The organism is Rhodanobacter sp. UC4451_H18, assembly GCF_052978225.1.
This window is the reverse complement of record NZ_CM129663.1, coordinates 532,428-558,721: the sequence shown is the minus strand read 5'-3', so window position 1 is coordinate 558,721 and position 26,294 is coordinate 532,428. Positions and strand designations below refer to the sequence as shown.

Annotated in this window: 23 protein-coding genes, 2 tRNA genes and 1 other RNA gene; 12 read left to right on the top strand and 14 right to left on the bottom strand. The window is 67.5% G+C overall.

Translation table 11 applies throughout. The features are described from left to right. Complete coding sequence (locus ACVCMG_RS02770) at positions 1-813, bottom strand: SDR family NAD(P)-dependent oxidoreductase (RefSeq protein ID WP_447114824.1); 813 nt, start codon at positions 811-813, stop codon at positions 1-3. Between the two features lie 98 nt (positions 814-911). On the opposite strand from ACVCMG_RS02770, the gene tpiA reads away from it, so the two are divergent. The 5 genes from tpiA to ACVCMG_RS02745 all read left to right on the top strand — a co-directional run bounded on the left by tpiA (position 912) and on the right by ACVCMG_RS02745 (position 3,536). Next, a complete protein-coding gene (gene tpiA / locus ACVCMG_RS02765; protein ID WP_447114823.1) occupies positions 912-1,679 on the top strand; it encodes a triose-phosphate isomerase in 768 nt (255 codons plus the stop codon). 23 nt (positions 1,680-1,702) lie between these two features. Next, complete coding sequence (secG, locus tag ACVCMG_RS02760; RefSeq protein ID WP_395118293.1) at positions 1,703-2,167, top strand: preprotein translocase subunit SecG; 465 nt, start codon at positions 1,703-1,705, stop codon at positions 2,165-2,167. 12 nt (positions 2,168-2,179) lie between these two features. After that, positions 2,180-2,264, top strand: a tRNA-Leu gene (locus tag ACVCMG_RS02755). A gap of 247 nt (positions 2,265-2,511) precedes the next feature. Beyond that, entirely contained in the window at positions 2,512-2,772 is a 261-nt protein-coding gene (locus ACVCMG_RS02750) for a hypothetical protein (RefSeq protein WP_395118301.1), read from the top strand. Positions 2,773-2,882: 110 nt separating this feature from the next. Further along, a complete protein-coding gene (locus ACVCMG_RS02745) occupies positions 2,883-3,536 on the top strand; it encodes a response regulator (RefSeq protein ID WP_395118303.1) in 654 nt (217 codons plus the stop codon). Between the two features lie 94 nt (positions 3,537-3,630). On the opposite strand, the gene ACVCMG_RS02740 is transcribed toward ACVCMG_RS02745, so the two are convergent. Then, positions 3,631-6,849: an Rne/Rng family ribonuclease gene (locus ACVCMG_RS02740; protein WP_447115386.1), complete on the bottom strand. Its 3,219-nt coding sequence runs from the start codon at positions 6,847-6,849 to the stop codon at positions 3,631-3,633. Positions 6,850-7,280: 431 nt separating this feature from the next. Here ACVCMG_RS02740 and ACVCMG_RS02735 point away from each other — a divergent pair, with 431 nt between their 5' ends. Then, on the top strand, positions 7,281-8,186 hold the full coding sequence (locus tag ACVCMG_RS02735) for an RluA family pseudouridine synthase (RefSeq protein ID WP_447107203.1): 906 nt from the start codon (positions 7,281-7,283) through the stop codon (positions 8,184-8,186). Between the two features lie 200 nt (positions 8,187-8,386). Here the strand turns inward: ACVCMG_RS02735 and ACVCMG_RS02730 are convergent, their stop codons facing one another. After that, complete coding sequence (locus ACVCMG_RS02730; RefSeq protein ID WP_447114822.1) at positions 8,387-8,728, bottom strand: 4a-hydroxytetrahydrobiopterin dehydratase; 342 nt, start codon at positions 8,726-8,728, stop codon at positions 8,387-8,389. Between the two features lie 167 nt (positions 8,729-8,895). On the opposite strand from ACVCMG_RS02730, the gene ACVCMG_RS02725 reads away from it, so the two are divergent. After that, positions 8,896-9,504, top strand: a complete 609-nt coding sequence (locus ACVCMG_RS02725) for an NfuA family Fe-S biogenesis protein (protein WP_395118307.1) — start codon at positions 8,896-8,898, stop codon at positions 9,502-9,504. Between the two features lie 73 nt (positions 9,505-9,577). Here the strand turns inward: ACVCMG_RS02725 and ACVCMG_RS02720 are convergent, their stop codons facing one another. Together ACVCMG_RS02720 and ACVCMG_RS02715 are read right to left on the bottom strand one after the other, a co-directional pair. Then, positions 9,578-9,931 carry a c-type cytochrome gene (locus ACVCMG_RS02720; protein WP_447114821.1) on the bottom strand — a complete coding sequence of 118 codons (354 nt, stop codon included), beginning with the start codon at positions 9,929-9,931 and terminating at the stop codon, positions 9,578-9,580. Between the two features lie 18 nt (positions 9,932-9,949). After that, positions 9,950-10,273, bottom strand: coding sequence for a c-type cytochrome (locus ACVCMG_RS02715; protein ID WP_395118311.1), 324 nt, complete (start codon positions 10,271-10,273; stop codon positions 9,950-9,952). A gap of 267 nt (positions 10,274-10,540) precedes the next feature. Here ACVCMG_RS02715 and ssrA point away from each other — a divergent pair. Together ssrA and ACVCMG_RS02705 are read left to right on the top strand one after the other, a co-directional pair. Further along, positions 10,541-10,895: a transfer-messenger RNA gene (gene ssrA / locus ACVCMG_RS02710) on the top strand. A gap of 238 nt (positions 10,896-11,133) precedes the next feature. Next, the gene (locus ACVCMG_RS02705) at positions 11,134-12,105 is read left to right on the top strand and encodes an alpha/beta hydrolase (protein ID WP_447114820.1); all 972 of its coding nucleotides are present in this window, start codon (positions 11,134-11,136) and stop codon (positions 12,103-12,105) included. A 15-nt stretch (positions 12,106-12,120) separates the two neighbouring features. Here ACVCMG_RS02705 and ACVCMG_RS02700 read toward each other — a convergent pair whose 3' ends face one another. The 4 genes from ACVCMG_RS02700 to ACVCMG_RS02685 form a co-directional block, all read right to left on the bottom strand. Next, entirely contained in the window at positions 12,121-13,560 is a 1,440-nt protein-coding gene (locus tag ACVCMG_RS02700; protein ID WP_447114819.1) for a c-type cytochrome, read from the bottom strand. Positions 13,561-13,715: 155 nt separating this feature from the next. Then, positions 13,716-16,511, bottom strand: coding sequence for a protein kinase domain-containing protein (locus tag ACVCMG_RS02695; protein ID WP_447114818.1), 2,796 nt, complete (start codon positions 16,509-16,511; stop codon positions 13,716-13,718). 70 nt (positions 16,512-16,581) lie between these two features. Then, positions 16,582-17,112, bottom strand: coding sequence for an ECF-type sigma factor (locus tag ACVCMG_RS02690; RefSeq protein WP_395118319.1), 531 nt, complete (start codon positions 17,110-17,112; stop codon positions 16,582-16,584). Positions 17,113-17,230: 118 nt separating this feature from the next. After that, a tRNA-Ala gene (locus ACVCMG_RS02685) sits at positions 17,231-17,306 on the bottom strand. 188 nt (positions 17,307-17,494) lie between these two features. On the opposite strand from ACVCMG_RS02685, the gene hisS reads away from it, so the two are divergent. The 3 genes from hisS to ACVCMG_RS02670 are packed head-to-tail and all read left to right on the top strand — an operon-like array spanning position 17,495 to position 21,259. Continuing rightward, a complete protein-coding gene (hisS, locus tag ACVCMG_RS02680; protein ID WP_447114817.1) occupies positions 17,495-18,874 on the top strand; it encodes a histidine--tRNA ligase in 1,380 nt (459 codons plus the stop codon). A 43-nt stretch (positions 18,875-18,917) separates the two neighbouring features. Next, on the top strand, positions 18,918-20,837 hold the full coding sequence (locus ACVCMG_RS02675; RefSeq protein ID WP_447106074.1) for an HAL/PAL/TAL family ammonia-lyase: 1,920 nt from the start codon (positions 18,918-18,920) through the stop codon (positions 20,835-20,837). A 23-nt stretch (positions 20,838-20,860) separates the two neighbouring features. Beyond that, complete coding sequence (locus ACVCMG_RS02670) at positions 20,861-21,259, top strand: DUF6165 family protein (protein WP_395118325.1); 399 nt, start codon at positions 20,861-20,863, stop codon at positions 21,257-21,259. Positions 21,260-21,331: 72 nt separating this feature from the next. On the opposite strand, the gene pilH is transcribed toward ACVCMG_RS02670, so the two are convergent. The 5 genes from pilH to odhB form a co-directional block, all read right to left on the bottom strand. Next, positions 21,332-21,697: a twitching motility response regulator PilH gene (gene pilH / locus ACVCMG_RS02665; protein ID WP_136258582.1), complete on the bottom strand. Its 366-nt coding sequence runs from the start codon at positions 21,695-21,697 to the stop codon at positions 21,332-21,334. Positions 21,698-21,766: 69 nt separating this feature from the next. Next, on the bottom strand, positions 21,767-22,765 hold the full coding sequence (locus ACVCMG_RS02660) for a YhdH/YhfP family quinone oxidoreductase (protein WP_395118326.1): 999 nt from the start codon (positions 22,763-22,765) through the stop codon (positions 21,767-21,769). A 17-nt stretch (positions 22,766-22,782) separates the two neighbouring features. Then, positions 22,783-23,379 carry an LOG family protein gene (locus ACVCMG_RS02655; RefSeq protein WP_447106075.1) on the bottom strand — a complete coding sequence of 199 codons (597 nt, stop codon included), beginning with the start codon at positions 23,377-23,379 and terminating at the stop codon, positions 22,783-22,785. A 149-nt stretch (positions 23,380-23,528) separates the two neighbouring features. Further along, positions 23,529-24,953: a dihydrolipoyl dehydrogenase gene (gene lpdA, locus ACVCMG_RS02650; protein WP_447106076.1), complete on the bottom strand. Its 1,425-nt coding sequence runs from the start codon at positions 24,951-24,953 to the stop codon at positions 23,529-23,531. 142 nt (positions 24,954-25,095) lie between these two features. After that, complete coding sequence (gene odhB, locus ACVCMG_RS02645) at positions 25,096-26,289, bottom strand: 2-oxoglutarate dehydrogenase complex dihydrolipoyllysine-residue succinyltransferase (protein ID WP_447106077.1); 1,194 nt, start codon at positions 26,287-26,289, stop codon at positions 25,096-25,098. Between the last annotated feature and the right edge of the window lie 5 nt (positions 26,290-26,294).

Here is a 26,294-nt window from a genome sequence, read left to right as displayed (position 1 = left end):
TCAGTGGGTTTCCGTGTCGCGATAACGCGTGCCTTGTCGTGCCGACAGCCGCAGAGCCAATCGGTCCGGCATCAGCTGCAGCGCCGTCTTGATGAAACGGTTGATCCGGCCCGGGATGTAGACCGCGTCGCCACGCTCCACCGCGGCAATGCCCTGGCGCACGACCGCGTCGGCGGTCAGCCACATGTAGCCGGGCAGCTTGTCCATTTTTGCGCGCGTGCCGGTGACGTCGTGGAACTCCGACCAGGTGAAGCCCGGGCACAGCGCGCTGACATGGACGCCGCACGCGCTGTTTTCCAGTGCCAGCGCCTGCGAGAACTTGATCAGGTAAGCCTTGCTCGCCGCATACAAGGTGTGGCCGGCCGGCGCCGGAACATGCCCGGCCAGCGAGGCCACGTTGATGATGCGACCGTAGCCGCGCTGGCGCATGCCGGGGAGCAATCGCCAGGCCAGCTCGGTGGGCGCGGTGAGCAGCACGCGCAGGAAATCGGCATGCACCGGCCAGTCATTGGCGTCGAACCTGCCGGGCACGCCGTAGCCGGCGTTGTTGACCAGCCAGTCCACCCGCAGGGAGCGTTGCTCCATGGCATGGCAGAGGTCCACCACCGCCGTCGGCTCGGCCAGGTCGCAAGACAGCACCGTGACCGTGGTCGAGTGCGTCGCGTGCAGTTCCGTCGCCAGCTCCTGCAGGCGCTCGGTACGGCGCGCGGTGACCACCAGGTCATGGCCCCGTGCGGCAAGCTGGCGGGCGAACGCCGCACCGATGCCGGAAGAGGCGCCAGTAACCAGGCTGAGCGGGCGAGCAGGTGTCATCGGTGTTCCCTGTGAGTGCCGCCGCGCGTGACCGGCCGGTTTGCCGATGTCGCGGGCGCTGGCTAAGCTTGCCGTTTTGACGGCTACGGAAGCACACCATGCGCAAGAAACTGGTCGCTGGCAACTGGAAGATGCACGGCAGTCGCACGATGGCCGCCGCGCTCGTCGGCGAGCTTGCTGCCGCCAAGCCGGCGTCGATCGACGTGAACGTGTTCCCGCCTTTTCCCTACCTGGCCGAACTGGCCGCGCAGCACCGTGACAGCGGCATCGGCTTTGGCGCGCAGGATCTGAGCGAGCACGAAGGGCAGGGCGCGTTCACCGGCGAAGTGTCCGGCGCGATGCTGGCGGATGTCGGCGCGCGCTGGGTGCTGGTGGGCCATTCGGAGCGCCGGCAGTACCACCATGAGGACAACGAGCTGGTGGCGCGCAAGTTCGCCGCTGCAAGCGCGGCGGGCCTCACGCCGATCCTGTGCGTGGGCGAAACCCTGCAGCAGCGCGAAGCCGATGCCACCGAAAGCGTGATCGCCGCCCAGCTGCAGGCCGTGCTGCGCAGCTCGGGCATCGCCAGTTTCGACACCGCGGTGATCGCCTACGAGCCGGTCTGGGCGATCGGCACCGGCCGTACCGCCACGCCGGAACAGGCGCAGCAGGTGCATGCGTTCATTCGTAGCCAACTGGAAACCGAAGATGCTACACTTTCCCGTCTGACCCGACTGCTTTACGGCGGTAGCGTCAAGGCGGCGAATGCCGCCGAGTTGTTCGCGCAGGCGGACGTGGACGGTGGCCTGATCGGCGGTGCCTCATTGACTGCCGCGGACTTCCTGGCCATCTGCACCGCCGCACACCAGGCGCCCCAGGGCAGCTAGTACACAGGCTCGAATACAAACCTATGTTCGTCATTTTCAGCGTGTTTTACATCCTGATCGCTGCGGCCATGATCGTGCTGATCCTGCTGCAGAACGGTGCAGGCGCGGATGCCGGTTCCGGTTTCGGCGGCGGCGCGTCGGCTACGGTATTCGGCGCGCGGGGTTCGTCGACCTTCCTGACCCGCGCCACCGGCGTGCTGGCCGGGCTGTTCTTCCTGCTCAGCCTCGGCATGGGCATTTACCTGCATGCCAACGGCGCGCCACAGCCCGCCGGCGGCGGCCTGGGCGTGATGGCCGGTTCGACGGAACAGCCTGCACCCGCAGCGGCGACACCGCCGGCCGCAACCAACGGTTCGGAAGTACCCGCGGCCACGCCGGCCGCCGGCAAGGCCGTTCCGGCAGCGACGCCCGCCGCCACGAACGCAGCGCCGGCCCAGAGCCAGGGCGACGTGCCGCCGGCAAAGCCGTCGGAGCCAACAAAGCACTGAAGCAACACACCTGCCCAGGTGGCGGAACTGGTAGACGCACTACCTTGAGGTGGTAGCGCCGAAAGGCGTGGGGGTTCGAGTCCCCCCTTGGGCACCAACCCTGACCTTGGCCATCTGCGGCCAGGATCGCGAAAAGCCGCCGCAAGGCGGCTTTTTCGTTCGATGGCTGCGTGGGCCATGGCGCTTGCATCTCGATCGTTCCAGGCATGTGCACGGCGAGTTTCCGCACAGCTTCCGTAGGATTGCACCGACATATCGGCAGCGGACTGGCGTGCCATCCTGCCTGCGTTTGCGGGGATGAGGGTTGGGGGCTGATGTCCGGCGTCATGCAAGGGGATGGCTGCATGCTGACGATTTCGCTGCGCTGCTCGGGATACGGCTGGAGCGTGTGTCGGCACGACGCCGCACTGTTCAGCCAGTTGCCGCTGCGGCAGGCGATCGAACTGGCGCGAACCGTTGCGCGTGACGAACACCGGCGTTCGCGCCAGCCGGTCCGCGTCGAGATGGCGGGTGCGCGCGGGCATGTCGTGCTGGCCCGTTTCGCGAAGGCGGTCGACGGTCGGGGGATGCATCCGGCCCTCGACACCCGCTGCACAGGGGCCTGATTGGCGGGCGCGCGCGGTCGGTGCAGTTCAGTGCAAGAATCTGTGCCGGCCGCTTGCAATGGGGTGGCAGCCGGCCTACTTTCAAACAACCCAACCAAGGAGGGCGTCACGTGATCAGTGTGGTCCTGGTGGACGATCATGAGCTGGTGCGCACCGGCTTTCGGATGATCCTGAAACAGCAGCCGGACATCGAGGTCAGCGGCGAGGCGGGCAGTGCGGAAGAAGGCTTGCGCCTGATTCGCAACCTGTCGCCGGACATCGCCCTGGTGGACGTGCACATGCCCGGGATGAGCGGGATCGAGCTTACCGAAAGGGTGAACCGATCCAAGCTGTCGACCCACATCGTCATCGTGACCGTGGTCGACGACGCGCGTTTCCCCAAGCGCCTGCTCGATGCCGGCGCGCTGGGTTACCTGACCAAGGGGTGCAACGCGGACGAGCTGGTGGCGGCCGTGCGACAGGTGGCTGGCGGGCGTCGCTACCTGGCCCCGGCGGTGGCCCAGCAGCTTGCGTTGGCCACGCTCGACGGCAGCGCCTCGCCGTTCGATGCGCTCTCCAGCCGGGAGCTGGAAGTGGCCATGATGCTGGTGCGCGGCAAGCCGCTCACGATCATCGGCGAGCAGCTCAACCTGAGCCCGAAAACCGTCTCGACCTACAAGCAGCGCCTGATGGAGAAGTTGCAGGTGGACCATGTGCTCAGCCTCGCGCATCTGATGACCGTGCACGGACTGATCGACACGCCCAGCCATCACGTCGGCAATTGAACGCGGTTCGGTACGCTGATCGCCGGTACCGGATTCCAGGCACGAAAAAAAACCGGACTCGCGTCCGGTTTTTTCGTTTCGACACTCGGGTGGATCAGCCGTGCGATTCACCACTCGAACGACCGTCCTCCGGCCGCGGCTCCGCTCGCGGCTTGTCGGCTTCGCTTGCCTGGACGTGAGGCGTCGCGTTGCCGGATGAGGCGAGCAGGTCGCCCTGCTTGGGCAACGATGCGGCGACCGGTGCCTGCGCGTGGGTCGTCGGGCCCGTGGATGGCTCAAGCGGTGTCGTGGCAGGCGTGACGACAGGCGACGCCGGCGCGGTGGTCGGCCGAACGGTGTCGGCCGCTGGGGTGGCCGGCGTCGGAGTCGCCAATGGCGCGGCCACCGGTGCCGCAGCGATTGCCACGCGAACCGGCGATTCGGTCGGCCGCGGGCCGGCGGGCAGGCTGGATGCCCCCGTCTGGGCCACCGCCGGTTCCGGGCGGAGGGACGTCGCATCAACAGCGACGCGATCAGCATGGCGCGGCAGCGGCGACTCGACCCGAACCTGGGTATCGGCACTGCGCGGTGGCGTCGCGGCAGCGGACAGGGTGGCCTGGGCCGGCGCCGGTTCGGCATCGGTCGATGGCGCAGCGGAATCGGGGATCGGCGGCAGCGTCGGCAGGATGAAGCTGGCGGCGGGCAAGGCAACAGCCGGCTTGTCCATGGACTTGTCGGAAGGCACGGTGCCGGTCGCCGAGAGGATCTTGTCGGTTGCCGGTTCCCACGCGCTCGTCGGTGCAGACGACGAAGGTGCGGTCACGGCGGAGATGCCGGCAGGGGCCGGAGCGGGGTGCGACTCCGTCTCCTTCGATGCTGCGGCCAGCGCATCCGGTGTCGCGGCGGGACGTGGCGTGCGGCGCGCCGCGGCGGTCACGGTGTCGGCGGTAGCCGGCGCCTTGCCGGGCTCGTCGCGGTCCTCGTCGTCCAGGGCTTCGGCTTGCGTCGAATCCAGCGAACCGTCGACGGCGGTCGTGTCGTCATGACGGCGACGGCGACGGCCGCCACGGCGGCCGCGGCGGCGACGCGACGTGCCGGCATCACCCTCGGCTGCCGAGTCGGTCGGATTCTCGTTCTCGCCCGGCGCCGTCGGAACCACTTCGGCGGCACCGGCGGCGAGCAGGGCTGCGGCCTTGGCAGCCTCATCCGTTGCCTCGATGGGCGCGCGCTCGGCACGCTCGGGGCGCGGCGCCCGCTCCGGACGCGGCTGTTGCGGTGCGCGTTCGGGGCGTGACGCGGCGGCGGACTCGACGGCCGGCGCGGGCCTGGCCGGCCGCTCGGCACGCGCGCTCTGGCTCTGCGGCTGAGCGGGCGAACGCGACGCCGCTTCGTTGGTGCGTTGGCGATTGTTGCGCGCTTGCTGCTGGGCGCCGGACTTCTGGCTTTGCGGCGATGGCGAGTCGCGGCGCGGCTGGCGGGCGGATGATGCCTGCGTGCCATTCGTGCCGCGCGTGGCGTTGCGCGGACCGTTCTCCTCGCGGCGATTGCGTGCGCTGCTGGTCGGTGCCGGGGCGGGCGTGGGCGCGGCGGCTTCGGCATTGCGGAACCAGCCGAACAGGCGCGAGAGCAGGCCGCCGGTCGGAGCGGCGACGGCAGCACGCGGGGCAGGCATCGGGCGTCGCGGCGCCGGCTGCGTTGCCGCCACCGGGGCCGGCACTTCCTCGCGCACCGGGGCAGGGCTGCCCGGCACGATGCCGCTCACGGCGGGCTGCTCGCCGCTGCCCAGGGTCTGGCCCATCTTCGGCAAGTCCGTGGCGGTCACGGCGGTGAGCATTTCGTAGCTGGGCTTGCTGTGCTCGCCCATGTCCGCTTCGCGGATGCGCTGGATCTCGATGTGCGGGGTCTGGAGCTTTTCGTCGGCGACGATCATCACGTGCACCTTGTGGCGCAGTTCGATCTCCACCACGCTGGCGCGCTTTTCGTTGAGCAGGAAATTGACCACGCTCGAAGGAGCCTGCACCAGCACCTGGCCGGTGTTGTCCTTCATTGCGTGTTCCTCGATCAGGCGCAGGGTCGACAGCGACAGCGATTCCACGCCGCGGATATGGCCGTGGCCTTCGCAACGCGGGCAGGTGATCTGGGTAGCTTCGCCGAGGCTGGGGCGCAGCCGCTGGCGCGACATCTCGAGCAGGCCGAAACGCGAGATCCGGCCGACCTGCACGCGGGCGCGATCGAGCTTCAGCGCTTCCTTCAGGCGATCCTCCACCTCGCGCTGGTGGCGCGGACTGTCCATGTCGATGAAGTCGATCACGATCAGGCCGCCGGCATCGCGGATGCGTGCCTGGCGCGCCACTTCCACCGCGGCCTCGCAGTTGGTGTTGAACGCGGTCTCCTCGATGTCGCTGCCCTTGGTCGCCTTCGACGAGTTGACGTCGATGGCGGTCAGCGCCTCGGTCTGGTCGATCACGATCGAGCCGCCCGACGGCAGCCGCACCTGGCGGTCGAACGCGCTTTCGATCTGCGTCTCGATCTGGTAGCGGGTGAACAGCGGGGTGTCGTCCTGGTACAGCTTGAGCTTGCGCAATGCGTTCGGCATTACCTGCTGCATGAACTCGCGCGCGTCGTTGAACAGCGGCTCGTCGTCGATCAGGATCTCGCCGATGTCGCTGCGCAGGTAGTCGCGCAGGGCACGGATGAACAGCTTGGATTCCTGGTAGATCAGGAATGGCGCCTTCTGCTTGCCGGCCGCCTCGGAGATCGACTTCCACAGGGTCAGCAGGTAGTCCAGGTCCCACTGCAGTTCTTCGGCGTCGCGGCCCAGGCCGGCGGTACGCACGATCAGGCCGACGTCATCCGGCACGGTGACGTGGTCCAGCGCCTCCTTCAGCGCCTGCCGGTCCTCGCCCTCGATCCGGCGCGACACGCCGCCGGCTTTCGGGTTGTTCGGCATCAGCACCATGTAGCGGCCGGCCAGGCTGATGAAGGTGGTCAGCGCAGCGCCCTTGTTGCCGCGCTCTTCCTTCTCCACCTGCACGACCACTTCCTGGCCTTCCTTGACCAGCTCGCGGATGCTCGACTTGTGGTGGTCGAGGCCCGGCGTGAAGTACTCGCGGGAGATTTCCTTCAGCGGCAGGAAGCCGTGGCGCTCGGCGCCGTACTCGACGAAGCAGGCCTCGAGCGAAGCCTCGACCCGGGTGATTCGGCCCTTGTAGATATTGGACTTTTTCTGCTCCCGCGAAGGGATTTCGATGTCCAGGTCGTACAGGTTCTGGCCATCGACAATGGCCACGCGCAACTCTTCACGCTGAGTCGCGTTGATCAACATGCGTTTCATGGTGGTTATCCTCGGCTTGGCCGCGCGTCGCGAGCCACGGTGGCGCCTGGAATGGCGGCCTGCCGGGAATCGCGCCGCAGCGGTTAAGCGGCAAAAAAACGGCACCGTTGCCGGTGTCGGGGATGATTCGGTCAGCTGCGCCTGCTGTCGCAATGCCGTATGGCAACGGACAAACACCAGCCCAAACCGTTACGATGAAAGGGAGCCGCGACCGGCTACCCCAAGGGCAACCGGCGCAATCCTCGCCGACGTCACGGGCGGGCACTCCACCCGATCCAGGCAACAGACGGATGGAAACCAGCGCCCGGCGAGTATCCTATCTAAGCAGGTTTTTTTCAATGCAGACGGCAACTTCCCGGGACGCACCTCACGGTGTACGTCAAGTCGAGATCGGCCCGGAGCGCGACGGGCAGCGCATCGACAACGCCCTGGTGACCCTGCTCAAGGGCGTACCCAAGAGCATGATTTACCGACTGTTGCGCACCGGACAGGTGCGCGTGAACGGGAAACGGGCCAAACCCGATACGCGTCTCGCTGACGGTGATACGCTGCGTATCCCGCCGGTGCGGATGGCCGACAAGGTCGAGGGTCGGGGGCCGGCCGAGGGGCAGGTGGCCGAGGTCGCCGAGGCCGTCATCTTCGAGGACAAGCATTTCCTGGTCATCGACAAGCCGGCCGGCGTGGCCAGCCACGGCGGCAGCGGGATCAGCCATGGGGCGATCGAGCTGCTGCGCGCGGCGCGTCCGCAGGAACACCTGGAGCTGGTGCACCGGCTCGACCGCGATACCAGCGGCGTGCTGGTGTTAGCTCGTACCCGGGCGGGATTGACCGGGCTGCAGGCGGCGATCCGGGCCGGCGAGGTTACCAAGCAGTACCTGTGTTTGATGCTGGGGCACCCGGCCAAGGCCAGGTTCGACGTCAATGCGCCGCTGCTGAAGTCGATCATGCAGGGCGGCGAGCGCATGGTGCGGGTGGCCGAGAGCGGCAAGCCGTCGTTGACTTTCTTCCGCGAAATGGAGCAGTACCCCAGCGCGCGCCTGATGCAGGCCACCCTGGGAACCGGCCGCACCCACCAGATTCGCGTGCATGCGGCGCACATCGGCCATCCGCTGGCTGGCGACCCCAAGTACGGCGATCGCGAGATGAACAAGCGCTACCGCGAGATGGGTCTGCACCGGATGTTCCTGCATGCGGCCCACCTGAGCTTCGACCTAGACGGGCGTTCCTACAGTTTCTCGGCGCCGCTGCCGGCGGACCTGAAGGATTTCCTCGACACGCTGGCCGTCAAGGGCAAGCGGCTGGTCTACACCCGCGAGAAGTCGCGTACCGACTTCTGATCAGCACTTGTGAAGACAACCACTTCCTGTGGTTTTCTTCTATCGCGAGCCCGGTACATGCCCGGACTCGCTCACGCGAATCAGACACTGGCGGGCCTGCTCCGCGTCCGGCGATCGGCCGACCGCTCCATGCGTTGCCTCAACTCGGGCATCCATGCCCTCGCTCTGGCCGGACTTCGAGGTTGAAAAGTCACAACCTTTCAGCGCGCCAGCAGGGCATCGACCCGTGCGGCGCAGATGAAGTCGTTCATCGACAGCCCGCCCACGTCGTGGGTCGACCACAGCAGCCGGCAGTGGCCATAGCCCGCCTCGATGTCCGGGTGGTGATCCTCATGGTTGGCCATGAAGCCCACGGCATTGATGAAGCCCAAGGTGCGGTGGAAATCCTCGAACTTGAAATCCTTGACGATGGCCTTGCCGTCGTCGCGCAGTTGCCAGCCCGGCAATGCGTGCAGGAGCTTGGCGGCTTCCTCGGCAGCGAGCGCGTGCTGCTTGCCCTTGCGCGGTTGGCAGTGCTGGTTCGACAGTTCGGTGGCGTTCATCGCAAGGCTCCATGCAGGTTTGAAGTGAGAAGGGAAGGGTCGAAGCTGGCACGCGAAAAGTCAAAGCGCATGGCGACGCCAGCCATTGGACTCGAAACTGGACTAAAATGGTGCTGATTCACCGGTGAGGGCTTGCCGCCCTCGGTCCATGAACAGCGGAGCCAGGCATGATCGACATTTCCCCGCGGGCGCAGCAGCACTTCCTGCGCCTGCTTGACCAGCAAGGCATCGAGGGGCTGGGCATTCGCCTGCGGGTCACGGCGCCGGGCACGCCGGCGGCCAACTGCGAGCTGGAGTTCTGCGAGCCTGCCGATCTGGCAGGTGGCGAATGGACGATCGAGTGCGCCGGTTTCGAGTTCCATGTCGATGGCGACAGCGCCAGCTGGCTGGACCAGGCCAGCATCGACTTCGAGCCCAACGCCACCGGCGGCCAGCTCAACATCCGCGCGCCGAAGATCAAGGGGCACGTGCCCGGCGTGGATGCCGGCGTGATCGAGCGCGTGCGCTACGTGATCGAGGCGGAGATCAATCCGCGGCTGGCGTCGCATGGCGGGCGGGTGACCTTGCTGGAAGTCGATGCCGATGGCGCGGTGGTGCTGCAGTTCGGCGGCGGCTGCCATGGCTGCGGCATGGTCGATGTCACCTTGAAGCAAGGTGTGGAAAAGACCTTGCGCGAGCAGGTCCCCGAAGTCACCGCGGTGCGCGACGCCACCGATCACTCCGGCGGCGAGAAACCGTACTACAGCCGGCACGAGGGCAAGTCGGCGATGGCCTGAATCCGGGCCCGCCTATCCCGCAGTCAACAAAAAGGCCCGCATGGCGGGCCTCTTGTTGCCACGTCGGCGAGCTTCAGTTGTCGCCGCCGATATGACCTTTCAGCGTGTCCAGCTTGCCGGGCAGGCTGGAGAAGTAGGCCGAGATGTCTTCGATGTCCTGGTCGGACAGCGTGGCCACCATGCCCTTCATGATCGGATTGTCGCGCTGGCCGCTCTTGTACTCGTGCAGGACCTGCTGCAGATAAAGGTTGTACTGGCCGGCCAGCCGCGGGTATTGCGGATCGACCGAGTTGCCGTCCGTGCCGTGGCAGGCGAAACAGGTGGCGGCCTTCGTCTTGCCGTTGGCGGCATTGCCGTTGGCGAACGCTGCGGTGGAAGCGAATGCCAGCACGGCGCCGAAGGAGATCAGGGTAAGCACACGGTTCATGCGGAAGATCCTTGGCGATTACTTGGCGAGGCTGGAAAGATAGGCGGCGATGTCCTGGATGTCCGTGTCGGACAGGCTCTGCGCCTGCGCATCCATGGTCGGATGCTTGCGGTCGCCACTCTGGTAGCCATGCAGCGCGTTGACGATGTATTGCTCGTTCTGGCCGGCGATCTTCGGCACCGGGTATTGCGGATAGGCATTGGTGTAGCCGGGCACGCCATGGCAGCCGGCGCAGGTATACACCAGCTTGCGACCGGCGGCCTTGTCGCCTTCGGCATGGGCGCTGGTTGCAGCGAAAAGAGCCGTGGCCGCAACGAGGCCAAGCATGTGCAATCGAGTCATCGAGTTCATTCCCACTGGTACGGCGACTTGGGTGATGCAACCGCGCAAGTATAGACGTTGCCCTCGCGCCTGAACAACACTCCGCCGAATCGGACCTGCCATGGGAGCGAGGTTCGCGCTTCGAAATGGCCCCCGGCAAGGCGCTTGCCGATGCGTCCCCGTCAAGACCGCGCGGCCGGACATGAACGGATCGCGCGAACGGCGCCAGCCTCGATTGCGGTTGCCGGCGACGGACCCATATACTTCGCGCGAGTCACCATTTTCCCCGGGGGTGTTCTGGCTTCGACGGGGGCAGTGAGATGGCTTGGTGCATGCCGAGGGGGCAGCTTTCCTCGTTAATCCAGCAGCAAACTCATAGTTGCCAACGACGACAACTACGCTCTCGCCGCTTAAGGCGTAAGCCCCGAACCCACTTGTGCTCATGCTCGTCGGTGTAGGGTCATTATCATGAGATCGCTGAAGACTGTCGCCTGGCGGTCGTAGGCAAGATCAATCAGGCTGGTTTCGCGGTGCGCTTTGCCCGCCGTGCTTGTCGCGAAACGAGATCGAACGGTGAGCTAAGCATGTAGATCCGGGCATTGAACGCCTTCGGACGCGGGTTCGACTCCCGCCACCTCCACCAATGCAAACCCATCAGGCGAGTGATTCGCCTGATGGGTTTTTTGTATGCGGGCACTGGTCCTTGGCCCGCCCGCATCGGATGCCGATTGCAGCGACGGCCCCGTCTGCCCGGGAACGGGACTGAAGGGCCGTGCCGCGTGCGGCGAGTCAACCCGGGTGCTCGCGATCCGTTGAAGGCGGGCGACGTGCGCCGGCGTGGCGCGCGAGAGTTTTGGCTTCGTGGCTTCCGGGAGAGGATGATGGGTCGCAACTTTCGTTTGGCGTTCCAATCGTTCGCATGGATGAGCCTGGCGCTGTTGCCGTTGGTGGCGACGGCGCAATCCGGTGCGTTGCGCGAGCGGCTGTTGCAGCGGCATGGTGCAACGGCGCAGCACGAATCGCGCGGGCCGGTGAAATTGCCGCCGGGCGCACGGTTGGTGCAGGACGTGGCCTACGGCAGCGATCCGCGCCAGCGTTTCGATGTGTATCTGCCGGCGCATGCCAGCGCAGCACCGGTGATCTTCATGGTGCACGGTGGCGGTTGGCGGCGTGGCGACAAGGCGGCGCGTGGCGTGGTCCAGAACAAGGTCGATCGCTGGTTGCCGCGCGGCTTCGTGGTCATTTCGGCGAACTACCGGTTGCTGCCGGATGCAACGCCGCTGCAGCAGGCGCAGGATGTGGCCCGCGCGCTGGCACTGGCGCAACGCAAGGCACAGAGCTGGGGAGCCGATCCTCGCGCGTTCATCCTGATGGGGCATTCGGCCGGCGCGCATCTGGTGGCCCTGCTGAGTGCCGAACCGGCGCTGGCGCGCGAGCAGGGCGCGCAGCCCTGGCTGGGCACGGTCTCGCTGGACAGCGCCGCGCTGGATGTCGTGCAGATCATGCAGGGCCGGCACCCGCGCCTGTACGACGATGCCTTCGGTTCGCAGCCCGCCGATTGGCTGGCAGCATCGCCGTACCAGCAGATGCGTGGCCGCATGGCGCCGTTTCTGGCGGTGTGCTCCAGCGAGCGGCGGGAGTCCTGCCCGCGTGCGCACGATTTCGTGCGCAAGGCGAAGTCTTTCGGTGGAGAGGCGCGCGTGCTGGAGGAAGGCCTCTCGCATGGGCGGATCAATGCCGAACTCGGCTTGCCTACGGATTACACCGATGCCGTCGAACGCTTCATGCGCGGCCTCAGTCCCGCCGTCGAACAACGACTTGGCTCGGCGCAGCCCGCGACGTCGAGCCGCTGAGTTGCCGGCCGGCTCTCACAACGCCGAAAGGAATGCCACCAGATCGCTTTTCTGCCCGGCGCTCATGCCGATGTTGAAGCGGCTGTCGTAGAAATCGACCACGTCCATCAACGTCGCCGCCGAACCGTTGTGGAAGTACGGCGCGCGGGCGGCCAGGCCGCGCAGGATCGGTCCCTTGAACTTGCCGATGTCGACCCACTTGCCGGTCAGCATGGCCAGGCCCGGGTCGGTGGTGCGCACCACTTCGCCGGTGCTGTAGCGGGTCAGCGTGTACAGCGGCAGATCCGGCGTGCGCCGGCTGGCGTCGGCAATGCCGATATTGACCGGCAATGCCACCGAGTGGTTGCCGATGTTCGGCGCGTTGTGGCAACTGCTGCAGCTGCCGTGGATGACCGGCACGCCGGTGACGTCGTTGAGGCCGGCCACGCCGCTGATGTCGATCGGCATGTGGTTGAACAACTGCTCGCCGCGGGCGATCGCGGCGCGTGCGCGATCGCGCGGGTCGCGGCTCAGTGACGCGCGCGGATCGTTCCAGCTGTCGAACAGGCGCATGGCGCGCGGGTCGAACGGTTCGCCGGTGGGATCGTTGTCGAAAGTGTCGTTGATGCCGACCCAGAAGCGCTGTTGGCCCAGGATGCTGGCCCCGCCCATGCCGCCGTCGTCGTTGAGGCGCCCGGCCTGCCGGTCGATCGACTGCGCGGTGAACAGGTGCGATTCGAACTCGACGATCCGGTCGATGACGGCGGCATCCGGCACGCTGCCCGCCTGCTCGTGGCCGAGGATGGCATCGCGCGCCTGCGAGGCCAGGCTGGCGTCGATGTCGCCGATGTCGATGCCGGCATCCATCGGCGGCTTGAACGGGGCAAAGGTCTCGCGTCCGTCCCACATCACTGCGGTGTCCCAGATGAGATTGGTGGCTGGCAGCGGGCGGCGGAACAGCGACAACTCGCGCGCGCTGGCGTAGCCGTAGGGATCGTCCACGGCAGTGAGTCTGAACTCGGCGTGCGCCGGCATCGGCATGCCGATGCGCAGCACGCCGCGCTTGAGCAGCATGGCGTAGGCGATGCGCCGCGCGTAGACGCTGGAAACGTCCGCAAGCGGCGAAACTGCGCCGTCGACCAGGGCGAAGATCGGGTCGGTGCCGTTGCTCTGCCGGAAGCGTTCACGCACCTCGGCGGCGGAGATCGTCCAGCCCTCCGCCTGGCGATGGCAGGAGTCGCACGAGCGCCCGTTGCTGCCGAGGCTGGCGAAGAACGGGTTGTCGATGTCGATGCGGCCGCTGGGCGTGCTGGTCTGCAGCCAGCCGGACGGGTCGGCGGTGACGGCGTTGTCTGCTGATGCCGGCGCCGGTCGGCCGTCCTGGGCCGACGCCATGCCGGCAAACGCGAGCAGCAAGAGTGCAGCCACGGCAGCCAGCTGCCGCGCGGCCGCATGGATCGCGTGATGATGAAACATGGTGGTCGACCTCCCTGGTAGCTCGTGCGCACGCGCGCCCCTTGCGCGGGTGGACACTGCGCAGAACACCGACGCGGCGGCAATTGCGACATGCGCCAGACCAGGCGCGTGAACCATGTGGACAGCGGGTTGCCGAGGAGGTGACGGGTTTCCCGTCAGTTCGGCAAGGCGACGCAGGTGGCGATGGGTTGACGCAGCATCGCCTGCGGGCCGGCGAGCCCGGGATGGGCGGCAAGCCGGTTCGCTTCGATGATCGTGCTGGCCGCCCGTGCCCTGGCCGATGCCGCGGCGCAATCGCCCGTGCGCGCCGTTGCAATGGCCAGCCACAGCTGCGCGGCAAGCTGGCGTGGATGGGCCGGTGGCAATTCGCGGGCGGCGTTGGCGATCGCGGTGGCCAGCTCGGTCCTGGCCAGCTCCGGTTCGCCGCGCAGCAGTTCGACCCGGGCGCGCAGCGTATGCACCCACAGCAGCTGCGGGTCGTGGCGCGAAGCGGCGGCAGCCACGTCGCGATCGACGCTGGCCTGGAGATCGTCGGGACACCCCGCGCCGGGAGCCTCGGTGCAGGCGAGCAGCAAGCGCGCCTCGGCGATCAGCGGAGGCATCGGCCAGGAACGCGTGCGCAGGCCGACGATCGCCGCCGGCAGCAGTGTGCGTGCCTGTTCGGGATGGCCCTCCAGCAGGTCGATGCCGGCCAGTTCGCTGTCGATGCGGCCGATCCGCATGCGATTGGCCGGGCTGTCGCCGTAGCGTTGGCGCGCGGCGGCAAACAATTCGCGCGCACCGGCCAGATCGCCGGCTTCCTCCAGGCCGAACGCGGTGGCTTCGAGCGAATCGCCATGCAGCGCACTGGTTTCTCCGAAACCGTCCGCCGACCATGCTTGCGCCTGGCGGCAACGCGCCTGCGCAGCGGCACGATCGGCGCGCAACCCTTCCAGCACGCACGCCTTCTGCGCCGCGTACACCTGGGTGAGTTGCGGCTGGCCGCCATGGCGCGTGTACAGCGCCAGCGCTTGCGTGAAATGCCGGTGCGCCTGCGCCCAGTCGCCGGCGCGATATTCGGACGAGGCCAGGCCGGCCAGCGCCAGCGTGGACTCGTTGCTGGACGGGCCGAAATGCGCGAGTTCGAACTGCAGGGTCTTGCGCCACATCGGGATCGCCTCGTCGTAGCGCGCCAGGCCTTCCAGCGCGGAGGCGACGTCGTTGTAGCCGATGCCGACGCGGGCGTCGTCCGGTCCCCAGGTGGCGATCCGCTCCGACAGCGCTTCGCGGGAGAGTTGCAGCGCGGCGTCGGCATGCCCTTCGCTGTTCTCGACCGCGGCCAGCGGGCCGAGCAAGCGGATCAGGTCCTCGCCATGGATGCCCTGCGCGCGCATGCGCCGGCGGGCCAGGCGCAGGTCGGCGCCGCCGGCCGCGAAATCCTCCGTGCGCACCTCGGCGTAACCGCGTGCGGTGAGCGCGCGGATCGCCTCGATGTCGGTGGGCGCCAGCGCCCGCGCGGACAGGGCAACGGCCCGGTCTGCGAGCCTGCGCGGCTGCGCGGGTTCGCCGAGGTTCTCGTACAGGCGCGAGAACATCGCCAGCAGGTCCACGCGACCGGCGTCGTCCAGTTGCGGCGAGTGGTCGAGCTTTGCCACGCCGCGCGCCAGCAGCTCGCCGAGGCTGGGCTGCTTCGCGGGGGCAACGCCGTACTGGATCGGTGCGAACAGGTCCTCGACGAAGTCGCGCATCATGGTCGCGCGGATGGCTTGCTGGCGCGCAACGTGCGCCTGCCACAGCGCGGTGGAGAGCGAGACGAGCACGGCGAGCACGAGCACCGTCATGATCGCCACGCCGCCGCGATGGCGGTCGATGAACTTGCCGGCCCGATACCAGGGCGAGGGCGGATGCGCCAGCACCGGCAGGTGATCGAGGTGGCGTTCGATGTCGTCCGCGAGCGTGCCGGCCGAGGCATAGCGGCGCTCTGCGTCGGTGGCGGTGGCCATCCGCACGATGTTGTCGAGGTCGCCACGCAACTGGCGCCGCCATGCTCGCGCGGTGCGCGAGTTGCTCCTGCGCGAGACGGCGTCCGAACGCGTGGACGGCGGACCGGTCTCGCCGGCAGTCCGTCGCCGGCCCGACAGCAGTTCGTCGAGCAGGACGCCGAGCGCATAGACATCCGTGGCCGTGGTCACTGGCTCGCGGGAGAACTGCTCCGGCGCGGCATAGGCCGGCGTGAGCGCGCGGTGCTGGGTGCGGGTGGCGTCATCGGTGCGGTCGTCGAGCAGCTTGGCGATGCCGAAGTCGAGCAGCTTCACCTCGCCGTCGGTGGTGACCAGCACGTTGGAAGGCTTCAGGTCGCGATGCACGATCAGCGCGCGATGTGCTGCGGCCACCGCGCGGCACACCTTCAGGAACAGCAGCAGGCGCGGGCGCAGCGGCAGGCGGCGATCGCGCGCGTAGTCGGTGATCGGCACGCCATCGACCAGTTCCAGCACGATATAGGCCAGCCCCTGTTCGGTGATGCCGCCCTCGATCAGCCGCGCGATGCCCGGATGGCGCAGCCGCGCCAGCGCCTCGCGCTCGCGCCGGAACTGGTCGCGCGCAGCCGGCGTGTAAAGACCACGCGCCAGCAGCTTGAGGGCGACCTCCTGGCGCACGCCGGCTTCCTGGCGCGCGGCGCGGAATACGGTGGAGGAGCCGCCTTCACCCAGCACCTCGATCAGTTCGAACGCGTTGATCCGGCTGCCCGGCGGCATCGCCGCGGCGACACCGGCCTCGCCGATCACGCGCGCCGCGTCGACGGCGTCGCCGGGCAGCCAGTCGTCGTCGGCGGTGTCGGCGCTGAGCATGCGTTCGATCTCTTCACGCTGTTGCGGGTCGAGGCAGTGCGCGGCCAGCCAGTCCATGCGCGCGGCGCCGCTCAACTGCAGCGCTGTTTCGAACAACTCGCGCAATGTCGGTGTGGAGTCCACGTGGAGCGCCCTTGCCGAATGACCTGCCTGCGTTTAACCCCGCTGCGCGCCCGATTGCGACGTGACCGGCTCAGTCCATGTGCGCCTTGAGGAAGGCGCGGGCGAAGCGCCAGTCGCGGTCGATCGTGCGCCGCGCCAGGCCGAGGGTGTCGGCGATCTGCTGCAGGCCCAGCCCGGCGAAATAGTGCAGCTCCACCACTCGGGCGGCGCGCGCATCGGTCTGTTCCAGCGCGTTCAGCGCGGCATCCAGCGTCAGCGCCTGGGCGGCCGTATCCAGCGCGAGCCGGACATCGTCCTCGTCCAAGGTGACCTTCATCCATTGACCGCCGGCGCGCAGGCGCAGCCGGTCGCGGGCGCGGTTGGTCAGCAGGTGGCGCATGGCGCGCGCGGCGTAACTGAAGAACTGCGCCGGGTGTTCGAAGTGCAGTGCCTCGTTCTGGCCGATGCGCAGGTACAGCTCGTGCACCAGCTCGGTGGTGTCCAGCGTGGCGCCCTGGCGTCGATTCAATTGCCGGGCGGCCATCGCCTTGAGGCGCGCGTAGACCTCGGCGAACAGGGCGTCCGTCGAACCTTCGGCAAAGGATGATCCGGTCCCCGTCATGCTCTTGCGTGCACCGCCCCGACGCGGAGCTGGTCGGGGCCGATGGTACGCCTGTGCGGGCCGGACAGGAAAAAGGCCGGCGCCCTCGGTTGCGGACGATCCGGCCTCTTGCATGACGTGGTGGAGCGGATGGGGATCGAACCCACGACCTTCGCATTGCGAACGCGACGCTCTCCCAGCTGAGCTACCGCCCCACGTGAGCGGCGCATCTTAGCAGCGTGCGAGGCGGTTCGCCAAGTGTTGGTTGCGGCGGGAAGGCGGCCCCGGCTGCGTCGCGGCCCCCGCGTGCACGCGGGGGGAAATCGCCTCGTTCTGCTAATCTTGACGGCTGCCGTCGCTGTCGCTCGCACGGCGACCCGTCCCATCGTCAGCAGAGGATTCCATGGCGCTTACCCCGGCCCGCACCATGCCCGGCGTGCTCGAGCTGTTGCCGCTCGACCAGATCGCGTTCCAGCGCATGCTCGACGTGATCCGTCGCAATTACGAGCGTTTCGGCTTTCTCGCCATCGAGACGCCGGTGATCGAATACTCCGACGTGCTGCTGACCAAGAGCGGCGGGGAGACCGAGCGGCAGGTGTACTTCGTGCAGTCCACCGGCGCGCTGGGCAAGGCCGACGAGGGCATGCCCGAACTGGCGCTGCGCTTCGACCTCACCGTGCCGCTGGCGCGCTACGTGGCCGAGCACGAGCGCGACCTCAGCTTTCCGTTCCGCCGCTACCAGATGCAGAAGGTGTACCGCGGCGAACGCGCGCAGCGAGGGCGCTTCCGCGAGTTCTACCAGTGCGACATCGACGTGATCGGCAAGGACTCATTGTCGGTGCGCTACGACGCCGAGATCCCGGCGGTGATCTACAGCGTGTTCCGCGAACTGGCGATCGGCCCGTTCACCATCCAGCTCAACAACCGCAAGCTGATGCGCGGCTATTTCGAGAGCCTGGGCATCGTCGACGGCGAGCAGCAGATGCTGGTGCTGCGCGAGGTGGACAAGCTGGACAAGCGCGGCGCCGACTACGTGCGCGACACGCTGACCGGCGAAGCGTTCGGCTTGAGCGCCGAGGTTGCCACCAGCATCCTCGCCTTCGTGCAGGTGCGCTCGACCTCGCTGCAGGACGCGTTCGACAAGCTCGATGCGCTGGGCGCCGGCCCGGAAGCGATGGAGCAGGGCCGCAACGAGCTGAAGGAAGTGCTCGGTCTGATCCACGCGTTCGGCGTGCCGGAAACACATTACGCGCTGAACCTGTCGATCGCCCGCGGCCTCGACTACTACACCGGCACCGTCTACGAGACCACGCTGAACGACCACCCGCAGATCGGCTCGATCTGCTCCGGCGGCCGCTACGAGAACCTGGCCGGCCAGTACACCAAGTCGCACCTGCCCGGCGTCGGCATCTCGATCGGTCTGACCCGGCTCTACTGGCAGCTGCGCGACGCCGGCCTGATCGACACGGCGAAGAGCACCGTCGAGGTGCTGGTGACCCAGATGGACGAGGCGCAGCTGCCGGCCTATCTCGCGCTGGCCGGCGAGCTGCGCGGCGCCGGCATCGCCACCGAGGTGGTGCTGGAAGGCGGCAAGCTGGGCAAGCAGTTCAAGTACGCCGACCGCGCCGGCATCCGCTTCGTGGTGGTGCTGGGCGAGGACGAGCTCGCCCGCGGCGTGGTGACGGTGAAGGACCTGCGCCGCGAGGACCAGTTCGAGGTGGCGCGCGGCGAACTGGTCAAGACGCTGCGGGTGGAGCTGGAGCAGGCTGCGGCAATGGGGTGAGGGCGCTATTGCCTTTGACGCCGTCATTCCCGTGTTGGCGGGAATGACGGCAACAACGTGGAGCATTACTGCAGTGGGTGAAACGATTCTTCTCGATGGCAGCAGCCTGACGCGCACGCAACTGGTGGCGGTGGCGCGGCAGGGCGCATCGGTGGCGCTGGATCAGGCGCAGCTCAAGCGCGTGCAGCGCGCCGCCGATTTCCTGGCCGACAAGGTCAATTGCGGCGAGCCGACCTACGGCGTGACCACCGGCTTCGGCAGCAACGCCGACAAGCTGCTGGGCGCGCATCGCGTGCGCGACGAGCTGCCGGGGCATCAGTCCGCCGACGGCACGCTGATGGAGGAGTTGCAGCACAACCTGATCATCACGCACGCCGTCTGCGTCGGCAAACCGTTTGCGGCGGAGGTGGTGCGCGCGATGCTGGTGATCCGCATCAACACCTTGATGCGCGGCCACTCGGGCATTCGCGTGAGCACGCTGGAAGCGCTCGCCGCGATGCTCAATGCCGGCGTGGTGCCGGTGGTGCCGGAGAAGGGCTCGGTCGGCGCCAGCGGCGACCTGGCACCGCTGTCGCATCTGGCGATCGTGCTGCTCGGCGGCGGCGAGGCATTCTACGAAGGCGAGCGCATGCCGGGCGCGCAGGCGCTGGAGCGTGCCGGCCTCAAGCCGATCCGGTTGTCGTTCAAGGAAGGGCTGGCGCTCAACAACGGCACCGCGCAGATGCTCGCCACCGGCGCGCTGGCGCTGGACGTGCTGGGCGATCTGCTGGACGTCGCCGATCTCGCCGCGGCGATGACACTGGACGCCTTCGCCGGCCGCAGTGGCGCCTTGCGACCGGAGGTGCATGCGCTGCGTCCTCATCCCGGGCAAGTCGAGACTGCGGCGCACGTGCGCGAATTGCTGGACGGTTCCACCTTGCTGGACATTCCGTATCACCTGGTGCCGCGCTTCAAGCCGTGGAGCGCCGATGCCTGGAGCGAGCCGGACGACCAGGCGCTGAGTTTCGACATCGGCTGGGACTGGGTGCCTGCCAACCAGCGCCACGGCCGCGAGGCGTTCTACCAGCGCTTCCTGCCGTTCAAGGGCGGCAAGAAGCACCAGCCGCAGGATGCCTACAGCCTGCGCTGCATGCCGCAAGTGCACGGTGCGGTACGCGATGCCTGGGCACAGGCTTGCCGCGTGTTCGACATCGAGCTCAACTCGGTCACCGACAACCCGCTGATCTTCCCGGACAACGCGGACGCGCAGTTCATCGAGGAGCAGGTGATCTCTGCCGGCCACTTCCACGGCATGCCGCTGGCGCTGGCGATGAGTTACGTGAAGGCGGCGATCCCGGTGCTGGCGTCGATTTCCGAGCGCCGCCTCAACAAGCTGGTCGACCCGGCCAACAACGACGGCCTGCCGGCCTTCCTCACCGGAAACGAGGACGGCACCGACTCCGGCTTCATGATCGTGCAGTACACCGCCGCGGCCCTGGTCAACGACCTCGCCACGCGCGCGCATCCGGCCAGTGTGTATTCGGTGCCGACCAGCGCGAACGCCGAGGATCACGTTTCGATGGGGGCGAACGAAGCCCGCCACGTGCTGGACATGGTGGAGGATCTGAGCCACGCGCTGGCGCTGGAGCTGTACACCGCGGCGCAGGCGCTCGACTACCGCCAGGAAATGCTCAACGCCGCGCGCCGGCTGGCCCGCCGCGGCGGCTGGCAGGCATTGGCGGCCAAGGTGGCCAATGCGCCGCGCGAGGGCCAGCCGCACTACGAGCAGTTCGTCGCCGAGGTGCAGCAGCTCGCCGATGCCCTGACCGGCGCCGGCGATTTCCACGCGGGCGCACGGGTGCGTCAGGCACACGCGATCCTGCGTCAGCGCATTGCCTTCATGCATCGCGATCGCGCGCTGGACGGCGACGTGGCCGCGGCCTGCGCGCTGGTGCAGCAGGGCGCCTTCCGCGCCACGGTTTGAAACACACTTCCACGGAGCCGAGCATGAGCCTGATCCAGACCCCCGTTTCCCACGGCGAACTGATCGACAAGATCACCATCCTCGAAATCAAGTCGCGACGGATGACCGACGACGCCAAGCTGGCCAACGTGCGCAACGAGCTGGACCTGCTCAACGCGATCTGGGCCAACGACGCGGCGTCGCGGATCGACATCGGCGAGGAGCGCGCCAGTCTGCTCGCGGTGAACGAGCTGCTGTGGGATATCGAGGACAAGATCCGGTTGAAGGAACGCGCGCAGGAGTTCGACCGGGACTTCATCGAGCTGGCCCGCTCGGTGTATTTCCGCAACGACGAGCGCGCCGCGTTCAAACGCGCGATCAACCTCAAGCTCGGTTCGCAGCTGGTCGAGGAAAAGTCGTACCAGGATTACCGCGCCGGCTGACCGACCGCCGGCCGGCCGCTTCACGAAAAACGGCGCCCGCGGGCGCCGTTTTTCGTGCAAATGGGAGACGGGTCAGTGGGGCAGGAATTCGTCCAGCGCCTTGACCAGTTCCTCTTCCTTGATGGGCTTGGTCACGTAGGCCTTGGCGCCCTGGCGCATGCCCCACACCTTGTCGGTTTCCTGGTCCTTGGTGGTGACCAGGATGATCGGGATGTGCGCGGTGTCGGCGTTCTTGCTGATCGTGCGGGTGGCCTGGAAGCCGTTGAGGTTGGGCATGACCACGTCCATCAGGATCAGGTCGGGCAGTTCCGCCTTGGCCACCTCGACGCCAGCGGCGCCGTCTTCGGCCGACAGCGTCTCATGCCCGAGTTTCTCGACGATCCGCTTGATGCCCAGCAACTGGGAGGGGGAGTCGTCGACGATCAGGATGCGTGCCATGGGTTGGGGGTTCCCTGCGGGTTTCGATGATTCTAAGGCGTGACGATGGTACTTCCAAGCACGTCGCTGTCAAACCGGATGGTCGATGTGCACGAGCGTGCGGCCGAAGGAATCACCGGCAAGCATGCGCTCGAACGCCTGCGGCAACTCTTCCAGTGCGATGTCGCGCGTGCCGATGCGCTCCAGGTGCCGCGGCTTCCACTCACTGGCCAGGCGCCGCCAGATGTCGTCGCGAATGTCCCGCGCGGTGCCGGCCGAAGCCACGCCCAACAGGCTCACGCCGCGGATGATGAAGGGCATCACCGTGCTGTCGAACGCGATGCCGCCGGCGTTGCCGCAGATTGCCACGTTGCCGTAGGGTGCGATGAGCGGCAGCAGGCCGGCGAGCATGCGGCCGCCGACGTTGTCCAGCGCTCCGCCGAAGCGGGCCGAGTCCATCGGCTTGCCGCTGAAGGCGAGCTGGTGGCGGTCGATGCAGTCCGTGGCGCCGAGGCTGCGCAGGAAGTCGAAGTGGTCCGGCTTGCCGCTGATCGCGTGCACTTCGTAACCGGCGCGGCTGAAGATGTCGATTGCCAGCATGCCGACGCCACCGCTGGCGCCGGTTACCGCGATCGGGCCGAGCGCCGGTGTTTGCCGGTTGTCCTGCATGCGCAGCAGGGCCAGTGCGGCGGTGAAGCCGGCGGTGCCGAGGATCATGCTCTCGCGCAGGCTCAAGGACGCCGGCAGCGGGATCGTCCAGCGCGCGTCGAGGCGTGCGTATTCGCCATAGCCGCCGTCGCGCGTCTCGGACAGGCCGCTGCCGGTGCACAGCACCGCGTCGCCTTCCCTGAACGCCGGATCGGTCGAGGCGACCACGTGGCCGGCCACGTCGATGCCGCCGTTGAGCGGATAGGTGCGCAGGATGCGGCCCTTGCCGGTGCCGGCCAGCGCGTCCTTGTAGTTGACCGAGGAATACGCGACCTTGACCAGCACCTCGCCGGGCGACAGCGCACCGGTGTCCATGGTCTCGATGCCGGCGCGGTAGCCGGCGTCGTCGTTGTGGATGCGGAACGCGCGGAAACGGGTCATTTCGACCTCCTGTGGAATCAGGCGTCGACGCTGCGGGAGGAAATCCACTTGGGCGTGTAGCTGCCTTCGTAGTCCCGCATCCAGTCGAGCAATGCGGCGATGTCGTCGCCGAACCAGATGCTGTCGCGCTGCGCCGCCTTCACGAAGGATTCGTCGACCATGTGCTCCATCAGCGTGCGCAGGTCGCGGTAGTAGCCGCGCACGTCGAGGAAGGCGCAGGGGTAGCGGTGCAGGCCGAGCTGGGCCCAGGTCAGCATCTCGAACATCTCGTCCATCGTGCCGAAGCCGCCGGGCAGGGCGACGAAGGCGTCGGACAGCTCGTACATACGCGTCTTGCGCTGGTGCATGGTCTCGACCACCACCAGTTCGCTCAGACCCGGATGGGCCACTTCGAGCTCCACCAGTTGCCGAGGAATCACCCCGATGACCTTGCCGCCGCCGGCGAGCACCGCGTCGGCCACCACACCCATCAGGCCGACCTTGCCGCCGCCGTAGACCAGCGCGATGCCACGTCGAGCCATCTCGCTGCCGAAGGCGCGTGCCTGCTCGGCGTACTCGGGATGCCGGCCGCTGCTGGAGCCGCAGTAGACGCAGATGGCGGTGGGTTGGGCCATGGGCTTACCTGGGTGGAGAGTGGAGAGGAGTGAGAAAAGAGTGTGCGCTTGCATGCTCTCTCTCGTTTCTCACTTCTCTCCACTCATTTCTGAAAAAGAGCGACCCGCCCATGTCGCCACGAGCGGGCCGCGTTGGCTCTGCGCGGGCTTCAGTTGCCCTTGTGGATGGCGCGTTTGTCGACCGACAAGGCGGCTTCGTGCACGGCCTCGGACAGGGTCGGATGGGCGTGGACGATGCGGGCGAGGTCCTCGGAGGACCCCTTGAACTCCATCGCCACCACGCATTCGGCGATCAGCTCGGAGACGCCCGGACCCACCATGTGCACGCCCAGGATGCGGTCGGTTTCGGCGTGCGCGATCATCTTCACCTGACCGACCGCCTCGTTCATCGCGACGGCGCGGCCGATCGCGGCGAACGGGAAAGTGCCGACCTTGTACGGCACGCCCTCGTCCTTGAGCTGCTTCTCGGTCTTGCCGGCCCAGGCGATCTCCGGCTCGGTGTAGATCACCCACGGGATCGTGTCGTAGCTGACGTGGCCGGCCTTGCCGGCGATCCACTCGGCGACCGCCATGCCTTCCTCGAAACCCTTGTGCGCAAGCATCGGGCCGCGCACTGCATCGCCGACCGCCCACACGCCGTCCACGCCGGTGTGGCAATGCTCGTCGACCACGATGCGGCCGCGCTCGTCCAGCTTCACGCCGGTGTCGTCGGCCAGCAGGCCGGCGGTATAGGCGCGGCGGCCCACGGCGACCAGCAGCTTGTCGACGACGAGCTTCTGCTCGCCGTCCTTGTCGGTGTAGACCAGGTGCACGCCGTCCTTCTTCACCTCGGCCTTGTTGAGCTTGGCGTTGAGCTTGATGTCCAGGCCCTGCTTGGCGAATTCCCTGGCGGCGACCTTGGCGACGTCCGCGTCGGCGACGGCGAGGAATTCCGGCAGCGCCTCGATCACGGTGACTTCCGCGCCCAGGCGGCGCCACACGCTGCCCAGCTCCAGTCCGATCACGCCGGCGCCGATCACGCCCAGGCGCTTCGGCACGGCATCGAGTTCCAGCGCTCCGGCGTTGTCGATGATGTTCTTGCCGTCGAACTTCGCGAACGGCAACTCGATCGGCACCGAACCGGAGGCGAGGATCACGTTGGTGGCAGCGATGGTCTGCCTGGCGCCGTCGTTGCCGGTGACCTCGACCTGGTTGCCCTTCAGCAGCTTGCCGGTGCCGAAGAAGCTGGTGATCTTGTTGGCCTTGAACAGTTGCGCCACGCCGCCGGTGAACTGCTTGACGATCTTTTCCTTGCGGCCGATGAAGGTCTTGAGGTCGACCTTGGCGTTCTCGACGCTGATTCCGTGCACGGGAAGATTGTGCGCGAGGTTGTAGAACTGCTTGGAGGAGTCGAGCAGCGCCTTCGACGGGATACAGCCCACGTTGAGGCAGGTGCCGCCGAGTGCCTGCTTGCCATCCTTGCCGACAAAGGCATCGACCACGGCGGTCTTCAGGCCCAGCTGCGCGGCGCGGATCGCGGCGTGGTAACCGGCCGGGCCCGCACCGATGACGATGACATCGAATTTGTCGCTCATGATTTTCCTCTTTGCTCTTTCCTTCTCCCGCCGGGAGAAGGTGGCGCGAAGCGCCGGATGAGGGTGCGGGCGGAGCGAGGCGTTGCGGTATCACCGAACCCTCGCCCCAACCCCTCTCCCGGCGGGAGAGGGGCTCAAGCGATCACAGACCCAACAGCATCCGCTGCGGATTCTCCAGCTGGTTCTTGATGTCGACCAGGAACAGCACCGCGTCCTTGCCGTCGATGATGCGGTGGTCGTAGCTGAGCGCGATGTACATCATCGGCGCGGCGATGATCTGGCCGTTCTCGACGATCGGGCGCTCCTTGATCGTGTGCATGCCGAGGATCGCGCTCTGCGGCGGGTTCACGATCGGCGTCGACAGCAGCGAGCCGAAGGTGCCGCCGTTGGTGATGGTGAAGGTGCCGCCCTGCAGGTCGTCCAGCGACAGCTTGTTCGCGCGCGCCTTGGTGGCGTAGTCGGCGATGCCCTTCTCGACGTCGGCGAAGCTCATGTCCTGCACGTCGCGCAGCACCGGCGTGACCAGGCCCTTGTCGGTGGACACGGCGATCGAGATGTCCTGGTAGCCGTGGTAGATCACGTCGTTGCCGTCGACCGACGCGTTGACGAACGGATAGCGCTTCAGCGCCTCGGCCGCCGCCTTGACGAAGAAGCTCATGAAGCCGAGCTTGATGCCGTGTTCCTTCTGGAACGCGTCGCCGAGGGCTTTGCGCATCTTCACCACTTCGGCCAGGTTCACCTCGTTGAACGAGGTCAGCATGGCGATCGAGTTCTTCGACTGCATCAGGCGCTCGGCGATGCGCGCGCGCATGCGGGTCATCGGCACGCGCTCTTCCGGGCGGACGCCCGGGGTCGGTTTCGCGGCCGGCGCGGCGGCGGGAGCTGCGGCAGGGCGCGAACCGGCGTTGACCACGTCTTCCTTGATGATGCGACCGTCGCGGCCGGTGCCGGCGATGGCGGAGGTGTCGACCTTGCTCTCGGTGGCCACGCGCTGCGCGGCGGGCGAAAGCTCGGCGGCGGCCTTCGACGCGGCGGGGGCGGGCGCCGCGGCCGCGGGCGCCGGAGCGGCGGCGGCCGGAGCCGGCGCAGCCGCCGTGGCGCCTTCCTCGATGATCGCGATGACCTGCTCGCTGTTCACCGTGTCGCCGACCTCGTGCCTGATCTCCTTCAACACGCCGTCAACCGGCGCGGGCACTTCCAGCACCACCTTGTCGGTTTCCAGATCCACCAGGTTCTCGTCGCGCTTCACCGCGTCACCGGCCTTCTTGTGCCAGCTGGCGATGGTGGCGTCGGAGACGGACTCGGGCAGCACGGGGACTTTCAGTTCGATGGACATAAGAG